Below are 20,072 nucleotides of genomic sequence, written 5' to 3'. Positions count from 1 at the left end.
ATGACAAGCACAAGTCCTACAATTTTCACCCCACAGTCTACAACTTTTACCACCATAACTACCCATCTACCGCCAACAAAAGGAGAAGCTATTGCTAAAGTAATTTTTCGCCTAATTGGTCAGATTTCGAATAAACCAAAATATATCTACGATGTAAGCATACATCCTGATAAAAAAGATGCAATAGCGAGCGTTAAACATAAAGATTCAAATTTGATAAAGCACCATACTCACTATTGGAATGTTAAGTATATAAATTTTCCTAAAGAATTTACTTTAAAGCAAATTTCCGAATTGATGATTCGACAGCATCCTGCGATAAAAGTATCTAAAGAAAAGAGCATTGAACAGTTAAATTTAGAAGCTGAAAGCTATGATCGACAATATCCCGTTAAGGTAGAAATAGGAATTAAAGGCACGACCCACCAGGGAAAAGAATACTATTTAAAGCTATGCCCTGACAACCTGGAAAATAGCGCAGCTTATATTAAAGATGAACAGGGAAATCCGGTGCAAGTTAGCCTCAACTTAGGACCTCTTAAGGACTATCGATATAAAGATATCCGTAACAATGTTTTACCTAATTTTAACTCTAAATATCAAGTTAACTTAGCTCAAGAAGCAAAAGGACCCTGCTTACGGTTGACTACTTTAGCCCCGTTTACACAACAAGTAGCTCCCGCCTCGGGGGAATTCCAGCAAGCCGCTTCGTCTTTATCTATTTCTTCTTCTCAAATACTTCCCCGAGCTGAGCCTTTGTTTTCTATCCGCAATACTCAAGACCTGACTAATTATCTGGCTGGCGAAGGCTCTAAAGATCCTTTAATTGACGAGATTGTTAAGAAGATGGTGGATAGCTTTACCCAGCTTCAGCAGCCTTCAGCAGAGGCGATTAAGGAAGTTATCAAACTATTTGATAAGTTGGAGGAGGACGATCAATTTCGCATCCTCCAAAGTTTGACCGCGCATTTTGTGGACAACCCTCTCATAGATAAGAATATTTTACAAGCATTGACAGACATTTTGGTTCATTTTCAAAAATTTATCTACCAGGATAATTTAGAAATCTCTCCTCGCCAACCTAGTCAGTTTTCTTCTATGTCAGCAGAATTTTTAAATAAGCTTGAGTCTAAGCACCTTGTGAATATGCTGAGAATTTTAACAGATAATCTCAAGCCGACTGCTCGACCTAAAGAAAATTCCTTAATCAAGCAACACCTCAGGGTAATCATTGCACTAATTGAAGCTATGTTAATCAAGGAGGTAGAAGGCGTCGACAAAGAAATATATATAAAGGCCTATGAGGCGATTAGCCAATTTACAAAAGATGAAGACTTAGAGGTGGCTTACCTTGCCAGGTATGGGGAAAACTCTTTTCTCAAAATATCGGATGACCGAACTACTGGAGACATTATTAAAGATGTGGGCGCTCGTACCTTTTACTTCCTAAGAGCGGTAGCAAAGATAGCAGATGCGGTTGACCTATTTGAACCTTGGCATATTGCCTCGGCTTTCGATGCTCCAGCGGATTTTCAAAAGGCTTTCGCCTTTCAGGGACCTGGAATTGTAAAAAAAGTTAAAGAAAAGTGGTTTCCTGAGGATTGGTTTAATGTGCTCTTTAAAGTGCGCTATACGCTTTTTGAATATCCCCATATCTTTGTCAAAGCCATTAACGCCTTAAGTACAGATGTTGAAATTCAAAAAAAAGAGACGCTCCATCATCCCTTTTTCCTAATGGGGTTTGTAAATCTGCTTTGGGAAGTACTTCATTTTCCCCCTTCTGCTTCTTTAGACGACCTTGAGTTAAAAAAAGTAGCTGTTCAGCTTTTTAAACAAATTTACCAAGCCAATGACACGCAGAAAAATTATAATCCCCAGGAGGCATTTAGCTTAAAGAAAGAGAGGAATAGAACACAACTTCAAGAAATTACTAAACGTTATTTATTAACTTGCACTACTCATCCGCAGCAAGAGATTAGAGAGCTTGCTAAGGGAGTTGTAAACGCTTTGTCAATGGATAAAAGTCAAATCACTTCTTTTGAGTCTGCTCCACTAACCGCTCTTTTCACTGAAGCTATTAAAAAAGTTCCTCTTTTTGAAACTATGCAACGCATTGCAGAAAAATTAAGAAAAGATGACCAACTTAAGAAAGAAAGAGCCTATTATATTTCTTCTAAAGCTAGCGATCCCGAACGGCAATTTTCTAACCCGCTACCCCTGGCAGAGGAATTAAAAGGGTTTTTTAAAAGTGAGAGTACTTATGCTCTTCATCTTGAAGGGGAGGGTGGGGCAGGGAAAACACTTGCTATGAAAATGCTAGCGGATCAGCTTTTAAAGAACTATTCTCATGAAAGTTATTTTCCTCTTTATACCTACCTCCCCAAGTTAAAGGATCCTATTCATAAAGCTCTGGAACATACTCTGGATTTTTATGGAGTGGATCGAGGTCAAGCCAATCAATTAAGGGAGCGCAAAATTTTATTGATTTGCGATGCTTATGATGAAATTAACTTTGACAGATTTTCTCGTCGATTTGAAGACCCTAAAAAAATTAATATTTATGTGACGAATGGATTTAAAGACAAAGAAATTTCCAAGGTTATCTTTGTCAGTAAAACAGGAACAGCAAAGAAAAGATGCTTTAAACCCCAAGGTGAAGACTTGCAAAGGCTCCGTCTTACTCCCTTTGACGAAGCCCAAATTGTAGCCTATCTAAAAAGATTTGTGGCAGAGCGCCAAAAAGATAAAACCCTTCTTTGGACCGAACAAGAATATTTGAATAACTTTCAAGAAATAAAAAACTCTTCTTTAGGAAAAGTTATTACCAATCCTTTTCATCTAAAAATTACGGTCGAAGTTCTTCCTATTATTGTAAAAAGATACTTAAGTGAACACCCCGGCCTAGAATTGGAAAAAATATTTCATGGACAAAAAAAATTTGTTATTTTGAAGGAATTATTCGATGTTTTTGCTTGTGTAACAGCTTATCGATCAAGTGTCAAAACAGCGGGAGGGCATTATATATCCCCTCAAGAGTATTTGAACTATTCTATTCAACTAGCCTTGAAAATGGGAAGTCGTAACAGGACTTTTATTCCTTGGCCACCTGAAAATTATGTTGGTATTAATGAACAGGAAAGAAACGATATTCAAAATAGTTTTAGAGATTTTTTTGAACCAGTTAATAGCAAGGAAAGATTTTATAAAGAATGTCTAATTCAAAGAAATGAGGGATGGTCTTTTATTCATAAGGATTACCAAGAATATCTGGATTATTTAGGAGGAAAGCGGCCGGCAGAATTAGAAGAGTTCATTAAAAGAATTGTTAGGGAATATAAATTTAAGGAGCTTTTTTAGTCATGGCAGCTGAAGCACAAGGAAACAAGAGAGGAGCATATCCCCCTCTTTAAGCTTACGCCAGCTAATATACCCGACTTTTAAATAAGATCTTTAAAGAGCTTCATTTCAGTTAGAAATTCTGTTTTCTCTACAGGAACTAACGAAAGGAGCTCTTTTTTATCTTAAAACTCTTTCGGAATTTTTCAATCCAACTTGAAAGGGAGAATTTCTTTCGAGGGAAAGCAACAAATCTTTTGCATCTATCAAACACGAGCTATATTTAAAGCAGCTGAAGCTCTAGAAAGAGCCTTTCTAAGCAATAGCTTAAAGAAGTTGATCTTTCCAGGCTTTTTTGAACGTTCTTAATTTTTTCCTCAACAAACTCTAATGGTAGAATTTCGCCGCGTTGATAAGCTTGTATGAGGTGTTTATGAAAGTCAGGGTTTTCCAGTAATTCTAAGCGTCCTCCCACATCTAGCAAATGTAAATCTCGATACCAAGATAAAATGTTTTTTAATAATGCTGTAGCCTGCTGATTTACCTGCATAGCTATTGCACCTTCTGTCTCTTTCTCAACTAAATTCTTCTGATAGGCGTTCATTTGATCGGCCTGTATCTTTTGAATTTCAGTTGTCCCAGCTTTTTCTTCTGCTTTTTGAATTTCTTCAATTTGATGGGCAATTTGAGAAGCATAAGAGGAAAGTTTGGTATAGGTAGTCATTTTGCCTTCAGCCAATAATGACAAAATTTGGTTACGGCTAGGATCTTTTATCCGTGGAGCAGCATTTTTATTGGGAGATTGAAAACGAATCGTACGGCATCGCGACAAAATAGTAGGTAGAAGAGCATGCGCATGACTAGAAAGTAAGATAATAAGGCTATTTAAAGCTGGTTCCTCAAAGGTTTTAAGTAATGCATTGGCACTATAATTTAACATCCTTTCGGCATCATAAAGTATAAAAATTTTCCAAGGGCTTTCATAAGGAGGCAAGTAGACCTCCTCACAAAATTGACGCATAGAAGCAATACTATGCATCCCTATTTTACCTTCAGGACGGTAGATATGAACGTCCGGGTGGACATTTCTATCAATTTTTGAATAAGAATTTTCTCCCATTAGCAATTTTGCTAAGGAAAAGGCAAATTGATCCTTGCAAGCTCCTTCAGGTCCTGCAAACAATAAAGAATGCCCAATAGCTTGCTTTTGAACCATATTCACTAGATAATCTTTCACCTGCTCATTGCCTAGGATGTGGTCAAAAACTTCTCTCATATTGCTCGTCATAACCCAGGTTACCTTACAACCCTCGTATTAAGAAGGAAGATAATTAAACTATTATTTATCAATTTAATTTATAGTTTTTCAATGGATGACTTTTTCTTCCAGCCACTGCTTAGCCTGGCGAAAGACAGCATCTTCGGCTTGATTAGCGTCAATGACCCGAATGCGCTCAGGAGATTGCCTTGCTAAACTTAAAAATCCTTGACGCACACGCTTATGGAAATCTAAACGCTCCGCTTCAATGCGGTCTACTTCCCCTCGTCCTGCATTTTCTTTGGAGGCTTTTCGCGTGCGCATAAGACCAATTTGCGGATCGACATCTAAAAATAAAGTAAGGTCTGGATTTAAATTTTCACTCACACACTCACAGATTTGCTTAACATAGTCCATTCCTAAGCCACGGCCTATGCCTTGATAAACAATTGTAGAATCATTAAAACGATCGCACAGCACCACTTTTCCTTTTTCAAGAGCAGGCCTAATTAATTCTTCTAAGTGTTGGGCACGCGCTGCTAAAAACAGCAGCAATTCAGCTTTATAACCAATCGGCAGATCAGCATTTCTATTAAGAAGCCATTCTCTAATATGAGTGCTTAATCGAGAACCACCCGGCTCCCGAGTTTTCACTACAGCGTACCCAAATGAGGTTAAAACGGCAGCTAACTTCTCTATAAGAGTTGTTTTACCGGCTCCTTCGCCGCCTTCTATTGTGATGAATAATGTCATAGGCTATTATTTTCTTCCTAAGTTTCTGTATCAATATGAGTAGGGCCTTCTAAATCAATTTCTGTTCCTGTTGCTACCCCATCAAGACTTTCTTCTTCTATGGCTGCCCCTACGCTAGCATCTTCTATACTTTCTTCTGCACTTTTCACTTTCTGAATAGCAACAAGATAATCATTATCACGTAAGTTGGCTAGTCTAACTCCTTGCGTATTACGTCCAAGCACGCGTAATTCACGCATACTAATACGGATAGCTTGCCCACTTGCTGTCATCATGACCATCCCATCCGTATCCGCTACGCAAAGAGCGCCTACTACATTTCCGTTCCGCTCGCTAGTCACAATTGAACGTACTCCCACGCCGCCACGATTAGTTTGCCTAAAGTCTTCTACGAGGGAGCGCTTGCCAAAGCCATTCTCACAAACGACCAGAATGGTTTCATCCCCCTTTACTACTTCACAGCTGACGACATAATCATTCTCTTCTCTTAGGCTAACTCCTTTTACCCCTCGAGCCATGCGACCCATGGGCCTAACCTTATCCTCAGCAAAGCGAACTGCCATACCCCTATGGGTAAATATCATCACTTGATACTCTTCTTTTACTAAGCGTGCTGCTACCACCTCGTCACCTTCATCCACATCTAACGCCCATATACCTTTACGACGTGGATTGCTGAAGTGGCTAAGCTCAGATTTTTTAACCACGCCTTTACGTGTAGCCATCAATATGCAGGCTTGCTCATCAAAAGAAGAAACACGCATGATGGTGGCAATCTTTTCATTAGGTTGAATATCTTCTAGCAAGTTAACGAGCGGTTTACCTTTAGATTTACGACTCGATTCTGGTATCTGCCAAACTTTTATCCAATAGCAACGCCCTAGATTTGTAAAAATCAATAGGTAGTCGTGCATGGTGGCAACATACAAGCCTTTAATGGTATCGTCCTCCCGCTTCATCTGCATACCTGCAACCCCTTGGCCCCCTCTCCTTTGTTCACGGAAAGTATCCATAGGCATACGTTTGATGTAGTCATCTTCCGAAATAGTGATGATCACAGGCTCATTAGCAATCAGATCTTCCATGTTCATCTCGCTTTCGGCTGCGATGATCTGAGTTTTACGGGGAGACTTATGCTTTTCTTGAATTTCGTTCAGTTCATCTTTAATAATTTGACGGACCATGAGTTCGCTTGCAAGCACAGCTTTAAAATAGTTTATTTTCTCTAGTAAACCCTGATACTCTTCATTAATTTTGTCATGCTCTAAAGCCGTCAGTTGATATAAACGTAAATCCAAAATTGCGATCGCTTGCTTATCGGAAAAGGCAAATCTCTCAATTAAAGATTGTTTAGCCTCTTCGCGGTTATTGCTAGCACGGATCAATCTAACCACTTCATCCAAATGATCAATAGCTTTTAAATAACCTTCCAAGATATGAGCGCGTGCTTCAGCCTTAGCCAATTCAAATCGGGTACGACGGCGGATAACTTCTATGCGATGCTCAATCCAGGCGCTAATGATATTTTTTACATTCATAATGCGCGGTAGACCTTTATCCAAGGCCAACATGTGGCATCCAAAAGTAGTTTCCATATCGCTGAATTTATAAAGCTGATTGATAGTCACATCAGGAACTTCATTTCGTTTCAGCTCTAGCACAATCCGCATTCCATCTTTATCGGATTCATCACGTAAATCAGATACTCCTGCTAAAGTCTTACTATTGATCAGGTCTGCAATCTGTTCAATCAAACGGGATTTATTAAGATTATAAGGAATTTCATCGATGACTAAGCGCTGGCGGTCCGGGTTATCTTCCATTTCTTCTACACGGATGACACCCCGTAAAATGATTTTACCATGGCCTGTATGAAAAGCTTCTTTCACTCCCCGATATCCACAAATAATTCCCCCTGTAGGAAAATCGGGCCCGGGCATTATTTGCATGATTTCTTCGATAGAAGTCATCGGTTGGTCTAGCACGAGTAAAGTTGCTGTAATTAACTCGCTAAGATTATGGGGGGGTATGTTAGTGGCCATACCCACGGCAATTCCTGAAGAACCATTACAGAGCAAGTTAGGAAATTTAGCAGGAAAAACGACCGGTTCTTTCTTGGTCTCATCATAGTTAGGAACATGATCTACCGTATCTTTATCCAAATCTTCCATTAATTGCATAGAAGCATGAGTGAGCCGTGCTTCTGTATAACGCATGGCAGCAGGAGGATCGCCATCAATCGAACCAAAGTTCCCTTGGCCATCAATTAAAGTGTAGCGCATCACCCAGCCTTGCGCCATACGCACTAAAGTGGGGTAGATGACCATTTCACCATGAGGATGATAGTCCCCTGAAGTATCCCCGGATATTTTTGCGCATTTACGATGTTTGGCTCCCGGCGACAAGTTTAGCTGCCGCATCGCATAAAGAATACGGCGCTGAGAAGGCTTTAATCCATCGCGAACATCTGGTAATGCGCGTGAAATAATCACAGACATCGAATAACGCAAATAGCTGTCTTTCATTTCATCTTCGACATTACGAGGGATAATCACCTCATTTTTCGTATACGACATATTTACCTTAAAGTTGACGATTTGTTAGCTTATATATCTAAGTTTTTTACAGAAAGTGCATGCTGTTCAATGAAAGCTCGCCGTGGAGGCACTTCTTCACCCATCAGCATGGTAAACATATGATCAGCAGCTATCACATCAGGAAGGGTCACACGCAGCAATGATCTTTTAACTGGATCCATTGTAGTCTCCCAAAGCTGGTCTGCATTCATTTCACCTAAGCCTTTATAACGTTGGATTTCAATGCCTTTGCGGCCATTTACCCTTAGGAAATCAAGAATTTCATGAAGGGTATAAAAATTATGGGTATGGTTATCTTCCTTAATTTCCATAATCGTTCCACTAGCCACAAGATAATAAGTCAAGTCATACCCAAAGTTTGCCAGCTTATTATTTAGCTGTTCAAGGTGCTCCTCTTCATATAATTCCATAAAATTTAGACGAGTAGGTCTAAAAATTCTCATTTCCGGAGTAATTTCTTCTTCAGGGATAGAGGCTAAGGTTTGTTCATGCTGAGCTTTTTGCAAGCGCTCGTTACGCTCTTTAAGCTCTTCAAATTCATCTAATGAATAAGCAAAGTGTACACCATCAGGCAGCGTAACCTGAAAACGAGGCAGCATCCCTTGAGGATTTTTTGCATGCAGAAATTCTCGGAAAGTGATTCCTTTACGCTCCATGCGTAAAACAAAGGATTCTAACTCTACCATTAGCTGAAGTAAATCTTTCATCTGGAGAATAGACATAGGCTCTTGATCTTTGGGAAGCTTCATTTTCACGTCGCTAATCCCCAATTCTAACAAGTATTCATCCATCTCTTTTTCGGAGTGAATATAGCGGCTAGTCTTTTTCCTAGAAACCCTATATAGAGGAGGTTGAGCAATGTAAATAAAGTTATTCTCTACTAAAGCAGGCATGTGACGATAAAAGAAGGTGAGAAGTAAAGTACGGATATGCGAGCCATCCACATCAGCATCCGTCATGATAATAATTTTATGATAACGCAGTTTTTCCAAGTGAAAACCATCAAGGCCAATGCCACATCCTAAAGCAGAAATAATTGTTCCTACTTCAGTATTCTGAAGAACTTTTTCCAAACGAGCTTTTTCTACATTAAGAATCTTTCCGCGAATAGGCAAGATAGCCTGGAAACGTCTGTCCCTACCATTTTTAGCTGAACCTCCTGCTGAATCACCTTCCACAATATAAATTTCGCATAGCTTAGGATCTTTTTCTTGACAGTCGGTAAGCTTTCCAGGTAAGCGTCCACTGTCTAAAGCAGATTTACGCAAAGTCAATTCACGTGCTTTACGAGCAGCTTCCCGAGCTTGCGCAGCAAGAATAGCTTTATCCGAAATAGTTTTGGCGATTGCGGGATGCTCGTCAAGGTAGATAGCTAACTCTTCACCAACAATTTGTTGGACGACGGAGCCTACGTCGCTATTACCTAGACGCTGCTTTGTCTGGCCTTCAAATTGGGGATTGGCAACTTTAACAGAAATAACAGCTGTTAAGCCTTCTCGCATATCTTCACCGCTAATCGATATTTTATCTGATTTTAGGAGATTATGGCTTTTAATATAGCTATTTAATACCCTTGTAAGAGCCGTTGAATAGCCAGTAAGATGAGTTCCTCCATGTCGTGTAGCAATATTATTGACATAAGAAAAGATAGACTCGGTATAAGTATCGTTCCATTGCATCGCTACTTCAAATTCAATGGGAGCATCATCACCGGGCCTAGATCCAGAAAAATATAAGGGCTCAGGAAAAAGGACATTTTTGTTTTCATTTAGATAAGATACAAAGGAAGAAAGACCTCCACTATAACAGAAATGCACATCATCTTTATCTTCATTTCTTTCATCATGAAAATAAATATTGATCCCTTTATTGAGAAACGCTAGCTCTCTTAAACGTTTGGCTAGAATATCATAGTCGAATTCTACGACTGATAAAATAGTATCATCCGGCCAAAATGTTATTTTAGTTCCCCGCTTCGTTGTCTCACCTATTTGTTCTATAGGTCTTACCACATGCCCTTGAGAAAATTCAATTTCATGAGTTTGGTTATTTTTATAAACCTGGACAACCATCTTTTTAGAAAGGGCACAGACACAAGAAACGCCTACTCCATGTAAGCCACCCGAGACTTTGTAAGTGTTTTTATCAAATTTACCGCCAGCATGTAAAATAGTCATCACCACTTCTATAGCTGAAACATCACGACCCTGCTTGATCGATTCTTTTTCATGCTTTTCTACAGGAATACCCCGGCCATTATCTTCAATAGTCGCAGAGCCATCTTTATGAAGGGTCACGCAAATGGCGGTGCAATAGCCTGCCATAGCTTCATCAATACAGTTATCTACGGCTTCATACACCAGCTGATGCAAGCCATTAGAAGAGGTGTCGCCTACGTACATACCAGGGCGCTCTCTAACAGCTTGCAACCCTTCTAAGACTGTGATAGAACTAGCATCGTACTCTTTAGTTACTTGCTTAGCACCTTCTGAACTTAACGTATCGTTAGTCATGCATACATCCTATAATATTTATCATCCAATCCGAAAAACGATGTTCTTGAGATGAATATGAGGGAACTTGGTTTTTAAACTAGCTATAATTCGATTTTTATCATTTTGGCTTAAAAGACTGTGTAAAGTAGAATTTTTTACTTTAACATGCAGAATGCCATCAATAAAAGACATGGCTTGTGTCATAGATGCTAGCTTAGCTCCAATGACTTCAGGCCATGCTGCTAACACAAGATCTGGACGATGGCGATAATTCTCGCGAATTTGAAAAACGAGCTGAGAAAGCACATCCGAAATTTTGTGTGTGGTAATTGCAGTGCCATCATAATTCTTAGGAGTTCTTCGAATTGCTTTTTGCACCGTTTAATTCCTTTAAAAAAGTAAGTTTTTTAACATAAAAGGTCTCGTCTTATCAAGGGTTTTTATGCTTTGTTTTTCTCTACCTAGCCTACAGGTAATGCTAAAGTAAATTATTCATTTACCTTCCCTAAATGATCAGAATTAATAAAAAAGATTTAGGAGGTTAAAAGTTAGAATAAATATGAGCATTTTTGCAAACTAGCTTTTAGCTATCTATCCATTAGCATGCATATTAAGCTCCAAAACGCGCATTAACGATAGGCTTTGGAAGTTGAAAAACAACATCTTCGGTAGTAAATACTACATCTTCAACCTCTTTAACCCCTAAAGTAATAAGTTTCTTAATACAATCTTGCACGATTCCCTCAGGGGTAGAGGCACCTGCTGTAAGGCCTATAATTTTTACATCTTTTATCCACTGGGGATCAATTTCGCTATCATCGTTGATTAAATAAGAAGCAATTCCTTTATTAGCTGCTAACTCACGTAAACGGTTAGAGTTAGAGCTTTGTGGATCACCGACTACTAAAACTAAATCAGTAGCATCGGTAATCTCACGCAATGCAAGCTGTCTATTTGTAGTAGCATAACAAATAGAAGAACTAGGCAAAGTAACAATATGAGAATATTTGGCTATCAAAGCTTGTGTAATTTCTCCCACATCATCCAAGCTTAAAGTGGTTTGGGTAATGTAAAAAAGCTTATCACTACTTTGAAAAGTAAGATTTTCTACATCTTCCACCGATTCCACAATAGTTGTTACATCAGGAGCTTCTCCAGCGGTTCCAATAATCTCTACATGATGGCGATGACCAATTAATATGATCTGATATCCTAAATTAGCAAAGCGCTTAACAGCTGAATGAACTCTAGTGACTAAACCACAGGTGGCATCAATTTCAATTAAATTGCGTTTTTGGGCCGCGGCGCGTACAGCTGGTGATACGCCATGCGCTGAATAAATGAGGCGCGCACCCATAGGAACCTCATCTACCTCTTCTATGAAGATGGCGCCTTTAGCTTTCAAACTTTCTACCACATGTTTATTATGAACTATTTCGTGCTTCACATAAATAGGGCGACCCCATAAAGAAAGAGCTTTTTCTACTGTCTCAATAGCCCGTTCCACGCCTGCGCAAAATCCCCGAGGCTTAGATAACAGTAATTTCATAAACTTTTATTCCTATAAGGCTAGCATTGGAAAGGAGTTTATTTTATCACAAATTTGATATTGAGTAAAGGCTATTTCCCTAGTCAATCCATTCAATCTAAGGCGTACATCTACCTAAAAAAAACTTAAAAAAAGAGGTTGATTAAACATTAGGCGGATGCTTTTGCATGTTTATTTCGAGTTTTTAAATGTTCGATAAATCCTTTACAAGCCTCTTCGATCATATCCAACTCCTCATCAAACGCTGTCTCTCCCTTATAAAAAGGATCAGGAATGGTTTGATGATGATAAATTTGACTAAATGCGGTCAATAAATGAATCTTTGCCTTTTGCTTTACTGTTTTAGCGTGCAAGTATAAATGATGCAGAATGTCCTGATCTGCAGCAAAAATGTAATCAAAAGCTTCTAAAAACTTTGGATGAAAGGCTTGTGCAGGAGAAGTTAGATAAATGGCCGCGCTTGGGAAGCGGCCTGCCTCATACATGCATCAGGAAGTTGCCCTACATGCCATGAGCCTAATCCACGGCTTTGCACTTTTACATTTTTTAAAGCAACCTCTTGATTAATGAGGTGACGTAAGATTCCTTCAGCAGCTGGCGAGCGACAAATATCACCTAGGCACACAAATAATATAGTAATCACAGATATCCTTCATTGAACATCGGCAGCACAACGGAAGCCATAGGTTCCATTCACGGTACCTGGATTGTTCCGATGCCGCCTTGAGCACCGTAAGTCTTCTTTTAGACTTTTCCAACAGCCTCCCCTTAAGACCCGGTAAACACCTTGTAAAGGCCCTTTAGGATTTTCCGGCTCTTGAATGGATATCTCATAGTAATTATAACCGTACCAATCTTGGCACCATTCATAGACGTTTCCTACCATGTCATAGAGGCCATACCCATTAGGAATATAACTCATCACCGCAGTAGTATCCGAACTGAAAAAGTTAGCTTGAGATTTTTCAATCTCTTCACCTGTAGGATAAAGAGAATTTTCTTGTCCCCCTCGTGCTGCAATTTCCCATTCTGCTTCTGTAGGAAGGCGTTTTCCTATCCACTTGGCATAAGCTACAGCCCCATACCAGGTTACCCCTACGACTGGATGTTTAGCATATCCCGATTCAATACTTAATTTACCGCCACTACGTTTGATTCTTGAATCCCGCATACGGATAATATCTTGATGATTGCTATCTTTTTCTCCACCCATGACCTCTAAAAAGCGGACAAACTGCTCGTTAGTTACCGGATGGATATCGATAGCAAAACCAGCTAAAATTACTTGATGGCGAGGTACCTCATCGCGGTTTCCATCATTACTACCGCGATAAAAACTCCCTCCTGATACAATGACCATATCCGTTAAAAGAGGTTGAATATTTTTTACTTCTTTATATTCGGGGCGGTAAGATTTTACGCTGGTATCAATCTGAAAGACAGCAGCAGGATCCGGATCTGTTTGAGGCCTTTCTAATTGGGCGGTACGAAGGATAGGCCTTAATGTAGCCGCTTGCTTTTCGTCATGCTTAATTACTTTTTGGGTAGCCCTTTCTGCCTCTTTTAATGCAGGTTGATCAAGTATATAAACCTCTGCTAAACCCTCCTCTGCTAAACCCTCAACAGAAAGAGCTTTAGCAGGAGAAGCTTGTATTTTATCAAGTTCGTACACAAGCAATTCTGGACGCTTAACAGGATCGTTTTGTAGACAGCTTGATATTAATTTATCCCAGTTCCACCGCAAGTCCGAACGCTCGGAAGGCATTTCAAAAATGCCTTCTGGAAACTCATTCATCAATAAATAATACGCCAGCACTCCAAAAGCATAACAATCCACTTGCACATCTACTATTTTGGATGTATCCAAGCGTTTTTGCTCAGGAGCTAAAAAAAAGTAAGTCTGTAAGAAAGAAGCGTGCAAGGGAATTAACTTTGAATTTTCCACCGAGCTTACGTACCGTTCCTGACCTGCTTTAATAGGATTTACGGCAGATCCGATACCTAAAGATTCGGCTACATTCTTATATATGCGTGTTAAGACAGAACCTACACCGACAATACGCGAAAGGCCGAAATCCGAAAGATAAAGGTCAATTTGTGCCCCTAGTCTATTACTTACCAAAATATTATTAAGCTTAAGACCGCGATGCACAAGTTTTTTTCCATGCGCATAATCCAATGCTTCAGCAATCTGTCTGAGCAGACGAAATAATTCTTCTTCCTCTAGTCGTTTGCCCCGGCCCACCATATATTGCATTAAATTGGTTGTTTCGCCCAATTCATCTACTACGCAATCGGTAACTAAAAAGTATTGTCCATGCGAGTAGGAAACATTATGAATTTTAACTATATGCGGATGATCTAGAGCGGATAAATTAGCTACATCTTCTTCAAAACGCTGAATAAAAGCTCTATCGGCACTCAGCTCTTCCGGAAGAACTTTTAGGATATAATGCTTTTTCATAAAGCGATGCTCGGCTAAATAAACATTCCCTAGCGATCCTTGGCCTATCTGTTTGATAACAGTATAATCCCCTAATATTTTCGCTTCTTTTGTTCTAAGTTCCATACTTTCCTAATTATTTTTGAAAATGACCACGCTTTTCATCTAAAAGCTTTTGGGCCAAATTAATTACACGACTAAAAGCATACCATTGCTTAGCTTTATCTAACAATCTTTGGGCTAAATCATATTGATGAAAAGCAAGAGCTATCTCAACATAATAAGGAATGTCTATACGCGATAATACTATATTTTGTTCGATAATGCTGTTAAGGTAAGTCGATAAAGCCTGCACCTTGGCATCTTTCTGGGTAAATCCTAAGATCATCCGATAGAGACTTGTATCGTAAGGCTCTATAGCTACTGCTTTCCTAGCATGGCTTAATATTTGTAAACGTGCAGCCTGCCGCTCTTCTTCTGTTTTAGCTCTTTCGAAAAGTTTAATGTAGAGGGCAGCTTTAGCTTTATAAGCGAGAAAATGTTGGGGATCGTGAAGATAGGCATTGTAAAACAGCTCAAAAAATTGTTCGTATAAACCCAAATTTGCTTTACTCATTGCTAATAAGTAGCTTAGATGATAAAAATTAGGATTCTTTATAAAAAAAGGTTCAAATTGTGATATTATTTTTGTGGCTGTCTTGTCAGGATCATAGCCAGCATCTTCTAAATAAATCTTTAAAGCTTGGTCATAAATGAGCTTTTCGTCTGGGGAGATGTTAACAGCCTCTACAGCTGGAACCTCTTTTAAAGATTCAAGGAAAGCTTTAAAAGATTTTTCTTGCTCCTGATCTTTATAATAAGCAATCGCCCAATTTTTTTGTGTTAACCCTCTATCTTTAGGGGAAACCTGGGAGGGTTGTGCTTCAACTGGCAAGGAGCTTTCACAGTTTGAAGCCTCTAATTTCTTTTCTGGCACAGCTGCAATTTCGGCTCTCCATGCCAGAAGAAGAGATAATAAAGTTTTCAATAATCTTTCTTTCATCCACTTATCTCTGTAGTAGAAGCGTAGGGCTAAAAAAAACATTAAATATCCCCTATCTTTGAAGGAAAATTATTTCACCAATTACTTAGATTTTTAGACATCTTCTTAAAAAAATTATAAGCTTTAAAGTCTAGTAGGATTAAAACCTTATCGACTCAATCAGCTATCTCTAACAGTTAAGGCTCATTGGCTGCCGTAAAAGCTGGAAGTTTTATGATCTATCTGCTTAAAAGTTGCCCGTTATAAGGTCATTAAAAAACATGAGAATGAGCACCAAGGGTAGAGTAGTCTATTCTTTTTACTTCGAATGTCTGGTATCATGATAAAAAATACACGGCCTAAGAGACAAAATCAAGGGTAATCTTACACCCAATAAATATCGGATTTAACTTTATCATTTCCCTTCTCCTGACAAGGGCTCGTCTAGGGGAATTTAAATTGCATGATTAGAGAGATGTATGCTAATGTTCTTAATTTATCTTTAAACTTCAACAAAAAAGTCTACTTATGGATAAGCGAACCGCGCTATTTGTTTTGTGTCTAGCCTTGACCTTATTTGCTGTTAATTGGTACTTCGAGGGGAAAAATCAAGAAAACCTAAAGGAATGGACAGCCCAGCAAAAAGCTAAAGCTCTACAGATCGAGCAACAGTTAGATAAAGAGATTAGCCAGAAGACCGAAAACCCTAGCAACCTCCCCTTAATTAATTTGTATGCTGATGAGAACGCCACCAATTTTCTCACTACGGGTGTGGAGATTAATAATGTGGTGATGGCCCTTGCATGGGACGAACACCTTCCTCAAATTGTGTATAGCAGAAAACTTTTAGAAGATAGCAAGCCACGCGCATTTAAACTTCTTTTTAAAGAAGGCTCTATCGAACAGCCTGTAATTTATGCAGCAGAAAATGGAATTAAATTGCAAGTAAGCGAGCTTCCGGATTTTGGTTCATTTGATTTACAAATTGTAGAAGCTAGTGGAAAGATTAACCCTAAAATGGCTGCTCCAAAAATCATATGGGGAGAATATAAAGATGGGCAGCTATCTATTCCCCTAGTCAAATTAGCCCTGCTAAAGCAGAAGAAGCAAGACTATGAGAATCAAATCAGAAATTACCTTCCTTCCAATGCTATTGCTTTATTAAATACCGCTTCGGGGTATCTACCCGTAGGAATTTATGAGCAAGAAAACGGTAGTCTTAAGTTAATGAATGAATTTATGGGCACCGAAAATATTATTTCAATGCCTAAAGCTAAACGAGCGTCCCCCTCGCTGCAAAAGGCAGAGGAAAAGTTTTTTGTGTTAGAAAATGCCTACCAGCAGCTTGTTTTTTCTAACCTTGGGGGTTCCATTGTAGAAATTAATCTTCCTTTTCAAAGCGCTAACAATCCGGCCAGTGTGGTAAAAGAAATTGAATATGATCGTGACATGGTTAAAAACCATCCTTCTAATGCTCATTTTCCTGCCCATGCTTATTATACTCCTGACGGAGCCTTGCATCAAAAAGGATCATTAGGCGGATATTATCCGCTTTTAAGACGCGATTTAGTAATAAAAGGGCAGAAAAAACCTACACGTCTACCACCACGCTTTTATGCCACTAATATTGTTTCAGAATATCCTGAATTTGCAGAGCTTATCTATGAAGTGAAAAAATTTGATAGCCATACAATTGTATTTGAGGCTAGCCAATCGCATCGAAAAATAACGAAAACTTATACTTTAAGAAACGATGAGCAAACAGCCCCCTATACTTTTGACTTAACAATTGAGATAAAAGGAGACAGTCGCGGCTTATGGTTAACCTCAGGAGTTCCTGAGGTGGAATGGATATCTGGAAGTCCAGCACCTGCTTTAAAATATAGAATTACTCGTAACCATAAATCCTCGGTAGAAAATATTGACCTGCCTAAAGATGCCTTCACGGTAAGTTCTGTGTATGTAGATTGGATTGTGGATTCCAATGGCTTTTTTGGCATAATCCTTGATCCTTTATCTAAAATTGATGCAGGGTACCGAGTACAGCAGGTTCCAGGAACAATAGCCCCTTCACGTTTGGTTCATTTGGACCAGCAGTATAATCGTTTTAAAGCAGCTAACATGCCCGGATACATGGCACTACTACCCCTTGCTAGTGACGGAGGCTCTATGAACTTCCGTATCTTCAGCGGCCCGTTCGCTGATAGTATTTTGAAAAAAGTAGATGCCATGTATAGTGATTCCACAACAGGATACAATCCTGACTACATTGCCTCTCAAACTTTTCATGGATGGTTTGCCTTTATCTCTGAACCATTTGCTAAGTTTTTGTTTATTTTGATGAAATTCTTTTATCGCCTCACAAGCTCATGGGCATTTTCAATTATTTTATTAACTATAGCATTACGGCTGATGATGTATCCCTTAAATGCATGGTCTACAAAATCCATGTTACGTATGCAGCAAATTGCTCCTGAAGTAACGGCTGTTCAAGAAAAGTATAAAAAAGATCCTAAGAAAGCTCAGCTGGAAATTATGTCTTTATATAGAGAGCGAGGAGTTAACCCCATATCAGGTTGCTTTCCTTTACTGATACAGATGCCATTTCTTATTGGAATGTTCGATTTATTGAAATCCACTTTTGAATTACGGGGAGCTAGCTTTATTCCGGGATGGATTGATAATTTAACAGCCCCTGATGTGCTATTTAGTTGGAATACCCCTCTCTTTTTTATTGGAAATCAATTTCACTTACTTCCTATTCTTTTAGGCGGAGTGATGTTCATCCAACAACGCTATATGACTACAGGCCCTAAAGATCCTAGCCAGATGACAGAGCAGCAAAGGCAGCAACGCTCGATGAGTACAATCATGACCGGAGTATTTGCCGTGATGTTTTATAATTTTCCTTCTGGGCTCAATCTTTATTGGCTATCCTCTATGCTACTAGGTATTTTACAGCAATGGTGGACTTCAAGGCAGCTTCAAAAAAAAGCCTTACGTCCCCAAGTTATAGAAGTCGGCCAAAAAATTGTTAAAAAATAAAAAGGATGGCCTAACCCTTTTCAACAATCGTGCGAGTCCTCTCGCACGAGATTAAACCATAGCTGGGACAATCGAAATGCACGCATGGAATGAATTTCTCGCCTTACAGGAAATTGAACTAGGCAGTGAAACCGTCCATAAATGGCTGAAATCCTTAAGAATTATCCGTTTTGATGCGGCTAATTTATATCTGGAAGCTAAAGATTCTTTTCAAGCCCTATGGTTTGAAGAACATATGCGTCAAAAGATCCTCACCAAATTTGTTAACAACAACAATAAAAAAATAAAAGTTCACTTAAGTGTTGCAAACAGCTTACCTCGTAAAGCAAAAAGCTCTTCATTAAAAAGTGCAGCTTTATCCAGTCACGCCCCCTTCGCTTTATGTTTTGATGAATTAGATCCTTACTGTACATTTGAACATTATGTTTCTTCAGAAAAAAATATATTAGTAGAGAAATTATTACTTAGCTTGGCTCATTCTGGCCCATCTAAAGAACTAGGTACATTTAATCCTATTTTTATCCACGGTAGCTCAGGAGCTGGCAAAACGCATTTACTGATGGCTACTGCTCAAGCTCTGCGTAGTCAAGGGCTTCATGTTCTTTACTCTCGAGCCGAAACCTTTACTGAACATGTAGTCTCAGCCATTCGTGTAGGAGAGATGAGTATTTTTCGTCAAGCTTATCGTAATAGTGATGTCCTCATCATAGATGGGGTCCAAGAATTTTCTAAAAAAGGGGCCACTCAGGAAGAATTTTTTCATACCTTTAATACTCTTCACCTGGATAATAAACAGATTATCTTAAGTGCAAACTGCTCGCCTGCAGAACTTACCTACATTGAACCACGCCTGGTTAGCCGCTTTGAATGGGGAGTTGTCCTTAATTTATTTCCCCTGTCCAAAGAAGAATTAGCTCTTGCCATTCGTAAGAAAGCCCAATTCTTTAACTTTCCTCTTCATGCTAAAATTATTGAGTTTCTATTAGATAATTTTCCTAGCAGTAGTAAAGCGCTGATTCGTGCTCTAGAAGCTTTAGTTTTACGCTCGCATCTCAATGAGCAAATGGCAAAGCACTCCACCGTAGGTATAACTGTTCCTATCGCTAAACAGATTTTAAGTGATCTACTGATTGAAGAAAAACAATATGTACTCACCCCCGACAAAATAATTAAAAGTATCGCAGAAATATTTGGCATTAAAGCAGAAGATATTTTGGGAAAAGCGCAAAGCCGAGATTGTGTTTTTCCTCGACAATTGGCAATGTATCTCTGTCGGCAGACCCTGCAAATGCCTTTTACAAAAATTGGCGATATCTTTTCTAAAGACCATTCCACAGTGATGTCTAGTGTACGTCTGATAAAAAAAGGCATGGAGATGAATGATAAAGATATTATTAGCGCCTATCAATCCATTCAGAAAAAAATTGATTTTAATGAGCCTAAAAGCTGAAGCATAACTGTAGCAGAAAGTGTTTCTTAACCAATGACTTCTACCTGTAATGATTTCATATAAGCTCTTTCACAGGGTCTCATTAATTTAAAGAGATCTATGACCATCTAAATAATATGTCTATT

At 38.9% G+C, this 20,072-nt stretch carries 13 protein-coding genes; 3 read left to right on the top strand and 10 right to left on the bottom strand.

The genetic code is table 11. The features are described from left to right. Nucleotides 1-3,357 carry an NACHT domain-containing NTPase gene (locus DB42_RS06760; RefSeq protein ID WP_044882294.1) on the top strand — a complete coding sequence of 1,119 codons (3,357 nt, stop codon included), beginning with the start codon at nt 1-3 and terminating at the stop codon, nt 3,355-3,357. 262 nt (nt 3,358-3,619) lie between these two features. Here the strand turns inward: DB42_RS06760 and DB42_RS06755 are convergent, their stop codons facing one another. The 10 genes from DB42_RS06755 to DB42_RS06715 all read right to left on the bottom strand — a co-directional run bounded on the left by DB42_RS06755 (nt 3,620) and on the right by DB42_RS06715 (nt 15,515). Next, nucleotides 3,620-4,624: a DNA polymerase III subunit delta' gene (locus tag DB42_RS06755; protein WP_080502770.1), complete on the bottom strand. Its 1,005-nt coding sequence runs from the start codon at nt 4,622-4,624 to the stop codon at nt 3,620-3,622. A gap of 78 nt (nt 4,625-4,702) precedes the next feature. Continuing rightward, a complete protein-coding gene (tmk, locus tag DB42_RS06750; RefSeq protein WP_044882292.1) occupies nt 4,703-5,347 on the bottom strand; it encodes a dTMP kinase in 645 nt (214 codons plus the stop codon). Between the two features lie 17 nt (nt 5,348-5,364). Beyond that, nucleotides 5,365-7,923 (bottom strand): DNA topoisomerase (ATP-hydrolyzing) subunit A, encoded by a 2,559-nt coding sequence (gene gyrA / locus DB42_RS06745; RefSeq protein WP_044882291.1) that lies wholly within the window; start codon nt 7,921-7,923, stop codon nt 5,365-5,367. Nucleotides 7,924-7,952: 29 nt separating this feature from the next. Next, nucleotides 7,953-10,457 (bottom strand): DNA topoisomerase (ATP-hydrolyzing) subunit B, encoded by a 2,505-nt coding sequence (gene gyrB / locus DB42_RS06740; RefSeq protein ID WP_044882290.1) that lies wholly within the window; start codon nt 10,455-10,457, stop codon nt 7,953-7,955. Between the two features lie 21 nt (nt 10,458-10,478). After that, entirely contained in the window at nt 10,479-10,817 is a 339-nt protein-coding gene (locus tag DB42_RS06735; protein WP_044882289.1) for a DUF721 domain-containing protein, read from the bottom strand. Nucleotides 10,818-11,049: 232 nt separating this feature from the next. Then, entirely contained in the window at nt 11,050-11,988 is a 939-nt protein-coding gene (ispH, locus tag DB42_RS06730; RefSeq protein WP_044882288.1) for a 4-hydroxy-3-methylbut-2-enyl diphosphate reductase, read from the bottom strand. Between the two features lie 149 nt (nt 11,989-12,137). Then, nucleotides 12,138-12,473, bottom strand: coding sequence for a hypothetical protein (locus DB42_RS06725; RefSeq protein ID WP_052436043.1), 336 nt, complete (start codon nt 12,471-12,473; stop codon nt 12,138-12,140). After that, entirely contained in the window at nt 12,431-12,631 is a 201-nt protein-coding gene (locus DB42_RS11695) for a hypothetical protein (RefSeq protein ID WP_255359359.1), read from the bottom strand. Before DB42_RS11695 ends, DB42_RS06725 begins: the two co-directional genes overlap by 43 nt. Nucleotides 12,632-12,640: 9 nt before the next feature. After that, a complete protein-coding gene (locus tag DB42_RS06720; protein WP_044882287.1) occupies nt 12,641-14,557 on the bottom strand; it encodes a bifunctional serine/threonine-protein kinase/formylglycine-generating enzyme family protein in 1,917 nt (638 codons plus the stop codon). A gap of 10 nt (nt 14,558-14,567) precedes the next feature. Further along, nucleotides 14,568-15,515 carry a hypothetical protein gene (locus tag DB42_RS06715; RefSeq protein WP_052436042.1) on the bottom strand — a complete coding sequence of 316 codons (948 nt, stop codon included), beginning with the start codon at nt 15,513-15,515 and terminating at the stop codon, nt 14,568-14,570. A gap of 465 nt (nt 15,516-15,980) precedes the next feature. On the opposite strand from DB42_RS06715, the gene yidC reads away from it, so the two are divergent. Continuing rightward, a complete protein-coding gene (gene yidC / locus DB42_RS06710; RefSeq protein WP_044882286.1) occupies nt 15,981-18,497 on the top strand; it encodes a membrane protein insertase YidC in 2,517 nt (838 codons plus the stop codon). Between the two features lie 76 nt (nt 18,498-18,573). After that, nucleotides 18,574-19,947, top strand: a complete 1,374-nt coding sequence (locus DB42_RS06705; RefSeq protein WP_044882285.1) for a DnaA/Hda family protein — start codon at nt 18,574-18,576, stop codon at nt 19,945-19,947. Nucleotides 19,948-20,072 lie beyond the last annotated feature (125 nt).

The organism is Neochlamydia sp. EPS4, from assembly GCF_000813665.1.
Classification (GTDB): domain Bacteria; phylum Chlamydiota; class Chlamydiia; order Chlamydiales; family Parachlamydiaceae; genus Neochlamydia.
Note: the sequence above shows the minus strand (reverse complement) of the source record. Positions and strands in the feature narration are given on the sequence as shown.

Excerpts from the sequence above, each read along its gene's own strand:
- DB42_RS06760 (WP_044882294.1), top strand. The coding sequence starts at position 1 with ATGACAAGCACAAGTCCTACAATTTTCACCCCACAGTCTACAACTTTT.
- DB42_RS06755 (WP_080502770.1), bottom strand. The coding sequence starts at position 4,624 with ATGACGAGCAATATGAGAGAAGTTTTTGACCACATCCTAGGCAATGAG.
- tmk (WP_044882292.1), bottom strand. The coding sequence starts at position 5,347 with ATGACATTATTCATCACAATAGAAGGCGGCGAAGGAGCCGGTAAAACA.
- gyrA (WP_044882291.1), bottom strand. The coding sequence starts at position 7,923 with ATGTCGTATACGAAAAATGAGGTGATTATCCCTCGTAATGTCGAAGAT.
- gyrB (WP_044882290.1), bottom strand. The coding sequence starts at position 10,457 with ATGACTAACGATACGTTAAGTTCAGAAGGTGCTAAGCAAGTAACTAAA.
- ispH (WP_044882288.1), bottom strand. The coding sequence starts at position 11,988 with ATGAAATTACTGTTATCTAAGCCTCGGGGATTTTGCGCAGGCGTGGAA.
- DB42_RS06725 (WP_052436043.1), bottom strand. The coding sequence starts at position 12,473 with ATGTATGAGGCAGGCCGCTTCCCAAGCGCGGCCATTTATCTAACTTCT.
- DB42_RS06720 (WP_044882287.1), bottom strand. The coding sequence starts at position 14,557 with ATGGAACTTAGAACAAAAGAAGCGAAAATATTAGGGGATTATACTGTT.
- DB42_RS06715 (WP_052436042.1), bottom strand. The coding sequence starts at position 15,515 with ATGTTTTTTTTAGCCCTACGCTTCTACTACAGAGATAAGTGGATGAAA.
- yidC (WP_044882286.1), top strand. The coding sequence starts at position 15,981 with ATGGATAAGCGAACCGCGCTATTTGTTTTGTGTCTAGCCTTGACCTTA.
- DB42_RS06705 (WP_044882285.1), top strand. The coding sequence starts at position 18,574 with ATGCACGCATGGAATGAATTTCTCGCCTTACAGGAAATTGAACTAGGC.